General features: G+C 63.0%; 5 protein-coding genes. 4 read left to right on the top strand and 1 reads right to left on the bottom strand.

Features of this window, described 5'->3' with window-relative positions:
* Positions 1 to 80: 80 nt before the first annotated feature.
* Entirely contained in the window at positions 81 to 755 is a 675-nt protein-coding gene (locus tag AAFX91_RS39370; protein WP_130580657.1) for a GntR family transcriptional regulator, read from the bottom strand.
* Positions 756 to 873: 118 nt separating this feature from the next.
* Here AAFX91_RS39370 and AAFX91_RS39375 point away from each other — a divergent pair, with 118 nt between their 5' ends.
* From AAFX91_RS39375 to AAFX91_RS39390, 4 genes are all read left to right on the top strand, one after another.
* On the top strand, positions 874 to 1,665 hold the full coding sequence (locus AAFX91_RS39375) for an enoyl-CoA hydratase/isomerase family protein (RefSeq protein ID WP_130580658.1): 792 nt from the start codon (positions 874 to 876) through the stop codon (positions 1,663 to 1,665).
* A gap of 10 nt (positions 1,666 to 1,675) precedes the next feature.
* Complete coding sequence (locus AAFX91_RS39380) at positions 1,676 to 2,920, top strand: CaiB/BaiF CoA transferase family protein (RefSeq protein ID WP_394570088.1); 1,245 nt, start codon at positions 1,676 to 1,678, stop codon at positions 2,918 to 2,920.
* 72 nt (positions 2,921 to 2,992) lie between these two features.
* On the top strand, positions 2,993 to 3,985 hold the full coding sequence (locus AAFX91_RS39385) for a tripartite tricarboxylate transporter substrate binding protein (RefSeq protein ID WP_130580660.1): 993 nt from the start codon (positions 2,993 to 2,995) through the stop codon (positions 3,983 to 3,985).
* A 58-nt stretch (positions 3,986 to 4,043) separates the two neighbouring features.
* Positions 4,044 to 4,526 (top strand): tripartite tricarboxylate transporter TctB family protein, encoded by a 483-nt coding sequence (locus AAFX91_RS39390; protein WP_394570089.1) that lies wholly within the window; start codon positions 4,044 to 4,046, stop codon positions 4,524 to 4,526.
* The last annotated feature ends 77 nt before the right edge of the window (positions 4,527 to 4,603 follow it).

A 4,603-nucleotide genomic window follows, 5' to 3' on the forward strand; every position in this document is an offset into this window, starting at 1 on the left:
AAAGCTCGCGCCAAACTCGGCCGCGCCTATCCAGCCACCCCCAAAGAGTCAAAATCACTGTGATAGACCACTAGCCGATTTCAGACCCGGACTCGATCCGGCATGGTGGGATCGCCGCTTTCCGCCTCGGCGAACCCCGCCTGCAGAACCTCCTCGCGCTTGTGACGGAGATGGGTGCGCAAGATATGGGAGAGGCCGACGCCGTCGCGACGCTGCAGCGCGTTGAGGATCGCTTCGTGCTCATGAAGCGCTAAGGCCCAGCGGTCGGATGTCATCGGCGTGACATAGCGCGCGCGCCGAATACGCGCCGTGACCGAATTGTACAGACCGATGAGCACGGGATTGCCGGCCGCCGCAACGATCGCCTCGTGAATGGCCCGGTTGCAGCGGTAGTACTGAATCAGATCGCCGTTACGATAATGATGTGCCATCGCGGCATGCGCAGCGGCAATCTCACCTATTTCTTCCTCAGTGATGCGCTCACACGCAAGCTCGCCGGCCAGGGCTTCGAGCCCTTGGCAGACCTCGAACAGGTCACGCATGTCCTTGTCGGTAAGCCTGGCTGCGCGGGAGCCGCGGTTTGGCAGCAACTGCACAAGGCCTTCGGCCGCCAGCACTTTGAGGGCTTCGCGCAGCGGCGTGCGCGAGATCTGCAGCCTTTCGCATAGATCGCGCTCGGGAATCCGAGCGCCAGGCGGTATTTCGCCGTCGAGCAGGATCGCGCGAATGCGGCTGACGACCTCCTCATGCAGCATTTCGTCGAGCCTCCAATTTTGAATTCAAAATGGAAGAATATCTGCAGGATGGCGGCGGTTCCAGCTTGATAAACCCAAATTTTGCATTCAAAATTGTGAAAACGATTGGATAGAGGAAATGGATCAGGACGTGGCGGAAGATCTCGTTTTCGAGGTCGCGAGCGGCATTGGACGGGTCACGTTCAATCGTCCTCAGGCCAGAAACGCCTTCACTTTCGAAATGTACGAGCGGCTCGCCGAGATCTGCGAGCAGGCGAACAGCGATCAGGCAATCAAGGTGCTGGTGCTTCGCGGCGCTGGCGACAAGGCCTTCGCCTCGGGAACGGACATCAACCAGTTCCGCGCCTTCACGACGCCGCAGGACGCACTCGATTACGAGAACCGTATCGACCGCGTGCTCACCACGCTCGAGCAGTGCAGGGTGCCGACGATCGCCGCGATCAACGGCTTCTGCACCGGCGGCGGTGCCGGCATCGCCGCGGCCTGCGATCTGCGCATCGGCACCAGAAGCGCGCGGATCGGCTTTCCCATTGCCCGCACGCTCGGCAATTGCCTGTCGATGTCGAATGTCAGCCGGCTCACCGCCCTTGTTGGACCGGCGCGCGTCAAGGATTTGATCTTCACGGCGCGGCTGGTCGAAGCCGCCGAGGCCGCGGCGATCGGCCTGCTCACGGAGGTGGTCGACGATCTCGCGGCGCTCGACGGGCGTGCCGATGAGGTCGCTCGGCTCCTTGCCGGCCACGCACCGCTGACGCTCAGCGCGACAAAGCAGGCGGTCGCACGCTTGCAGAAGCGGCTGACGCGCGAGGAGGGCGAGGACCTCATCGTCATGTGTTACATGAGCGAGGATTTTCGCGAGGGGCTGGACGCGTTTCTCAACAAGCGCGCACCGCAATGGCGCGGGCGATAGGGATATGACGATGCAAGGCAACCAATCGCAGTCCGCTGCTCGCCCGCAAGGACCGCTCGCCGGCCTCAAGGTCGTCGACCTCACCCATGTCATGGCGGGACCGACCTGCACGCTGATGCTCGCCGACATGGGCGCCGATGTCATCAAGATCGAGAAGTGGCCGAACGGCGATGACACCCGCCATTCGGTGCCGCCGAAGATTGGCGACGAGGCGGCCTCGTTCCTGATGATGAACCGCAACAAGCGTGGCGTGGTGCTGGACCTGAAAACCGCCGACGGCAAAGAGGTGCTGCGGCGGCTGATCGCACGTGCCGATGTGCTGGTCGAGAATTTCGCGCCGGGTGCGATGGAGCGGCTGGGCTTCGGCTATGAGGCGTTGCACGATGAGTTCCCGGCGCTGATCTATTGCTCGCTCTCGGGGTTCGGCCGCACCGGACCCTACAAGCATCGCCGCGGCTTCGATCTGGTCGCCCAGGCCATGAGCGGGATCATGAGCTTCACTGGCGAGCGGCCAGACGGCCCGCCTGTGAAGTGTGGTCCACCCCTATCGGATATTACCGCGGGCCTCTTGGCCTGCATGGGAATCCTGGCTGCGTACACGCATCGACTGAGGACCGGTGAAGGGCAGTGGGTCGAGACCTCGCTGTATGAGGCGGCGCTGGTGCAGACCTACTGGCAATCGACCATCGCGCTCGCCACCAACACGGCGCCGCGCGCGATGGGCTCGGCGCATCCGCTCAACGCGCCATACCAGGCATTCGAGGCTTCGGACGGCTGGCTCGTTGTCGGGGGCGCCAATAACAAGAATTGGCTGTTGATGCTGGAGGCGCTGGGCGCAACCGAGCTTGCATCCGATCCGCGCTTCGTGACCGGCGCTGATCGCATGGCGCATCTGAAGGAGCTCGAAGCGGTCTTGAGCGAGCGCTTCCGCGCGGGGACACGGGCGCACTGGCTCACGGTCTTGGGAGGGAAGGGCGTGCCATGCGGTCCTGTCCACGACATGCTGGAAGCGCTGAACGATCCGCAGACGCTTGCGCGCGAGATGGTCGTGGAGGTCGAGCATTCGACGCTCGGACCGGTGAAGACGATTGGGCTCCCGGTCAAGTTCTCGGTGACGCCCGGGAAAGTGCGTTCTGGCGCGCCGGTCTATGGCGAGCATACGCGCGAGGTGCTGTCCGAGTATGGGTTCGATGACAGTCAGATCGAAGCGCTCGAGAAAGAAGGCGCAATCGTCTCGGCAGCCATCGGTCGATAAAAGCAGCTCGTGTAACGTCGCGATAGGCCGATACGACAAACAAAACAGGCAAAAAATCAGCCGGAGGAAACCATGGACGTCACGTCGAGATTCCTGCTGCCTGCCGCCGCAATCCTGCTCGCCGGCACGATTCCGGCGGGCGCGGCCTGGCAGCCGCAGAAGCCGATCGAGTTCGTCGCGACCGCAGGGCCGGGCGGCGGCACCGACAATCTGGCGCGTGCGGTCCAGAACATCATCACCAAGTACAAGCTGACCGACCAGCCGATCGTGGTCGTCAATAAGGGCGGCGGCAGCGGTGCGGAAGGTTATGTGTACGGCAAGGCTTCGGCCGCCGATCCCCACAAGGTGATCTTCGGCACGTCGAACGCATGGCAGCAGCCGCTCGTGTCCAAGGTCGCCTTCAACTACACCGATCTCACTCCGATCGCCGCGATGGCGCAGGATGAGTTCCTGCTCTGGGTCAAGCAGGACGCGCCGTACAAGACGGTCAGCGATTATCTGAAGGCGGCGGCCGCGAATGAATTCAAGATGGGCGGAGCGCAGTCGAAGGATACCGACGAGGTGCTGACCCGTATGATGGAAAAAGTCGGGCACATCAAGTTGACCTACATTCCGTTCAAGAGCGGCGCCGAGGCCGCCGTGCAGCTCGCGGGCGGTCATATCGACTCTCACGTCAACAACCCCTCTGAAAGCCTGGGGCAATGGCGCGGCGGAACGCAGCGCCCGCTCTGTGTCTTCAGTCCTAAGCGACTGTCGCAGGGGCCTAAGGTCACCGCGACCGAAGGCTGGAGCGACGTGCCGACCTGTGTCGAACAGGGACTCGACATCTCGCAGTATGAGCAGCCCCGCACCGTCTGGCTGCCCGGCAAGGTCACGCCGGAGCAGACTACCTTCTATGTCGAACTCATGAAGAAGGTGCGAGCGACACCGGAATGGAAGGACTACATCGAGAAAACCTCGCAGGTCGACACCTTCCTGACGGGGGCCGAGTTCGACAGCTACATCAAGCAGGACCTCGAGCACATCAAGCAGGTCGCGGCCGAGCAGGGGTGGCTCGTCAAGTGAGCCGGTCGGCCACGTCGAGCGAAGCTATCCGGGCTTAGCGCCGGGCTGGAGCAGATCGATGGTCTCACGCCGTGCTCTCGAAATTGCAACCGCCATTCTCACCGGCGGCTTCGGTGTCGCCGTGGTGGTGTCCAGCTTCGACAACGGCATCGGCTGGTCGGCCGCCGGAATCGATGCCGGCACCTTTCCGTTCCTGGCCGGTGTGATCATCGTTGCTGGCAGCCTCTACAATCTCGCCCGCGGTGTCCTGCCGGGCGGCACGCTGGCAAGCGTTCCCGTGGCCATCACAGGAATCGAGCTGCGCCGCCTCGCAGGGCTGTTCGTGCCTGCCGCTCTCTTCGTGGCGCTGATCCCGATCGTCGGGATGTATGTGGCCTCAGCCGGCTACGTCTTCGCTGTGCTGGCGCTGCCGAGGCATCAATCGCTGCTTCGCTCGCTGGCGATGGCATCGGCCACGCCGCTCGCGCTGTATGTGGTGTTCGAGCGCATGTTCCAGGTGACGCTGCCGCACGGCGCGCTTGCCGCCGCATTCGGGCTCTAAGGGTAGGGGAATCGCATATGGCCTTAGGGGGTATTGCATAGCGGAGCGAATTGGATTCTTCGGGTGTCTCCCGATTC

Source organism: Bradyrhizobium sp. 31Argb (assembly GCF_043638955.1).
GTDB lineage: Bacteria > Pseudomonadota > Alphaproteobacteria > Rhizobiales > Xanthobacteraceae > Bradyrhizobium.

Bases quoted from the DNA above. Each gene is read 5' to 3' on its own strand.
- AAFX91_RS39380 (WP_394570088.1), top strand. From the start codon at position 1,676: ATGCAAGGCAACCAATCGCAGTCCGCTGCTCGCCCGCAAGGACCGCTC.
- AAFX91_RS39370 (WP_130580657.1), bottom strand. From the start codon at position 755: ATGCTGCATGAGGAGGTCGTCAGCCGCATTCGCGCGATCCTGCTCGAC.
- AAFX91_RS39385 (WP_130580660.1), top strand. From the start codon at position 2,993: ATGGACGTCACGTCGAGATTCCTGCTGCCTGCCGCCGCAATCCTGCTC.
- AAFX91_RS39390 (WP_394570089.1), top strand. From the start codon at position 4,044: ATGGTCTCACGCCGTGCTCTCGAAATTGCAACCGCCATTCTCACCGGC.
- AAFX91_RS39375 (WP_130580658.1), top strand. From the start codon at position 874: ATGGATCAGGACGTGGCGGAAGATCTCGTTTTCGAGGTCGCGAGCGGC.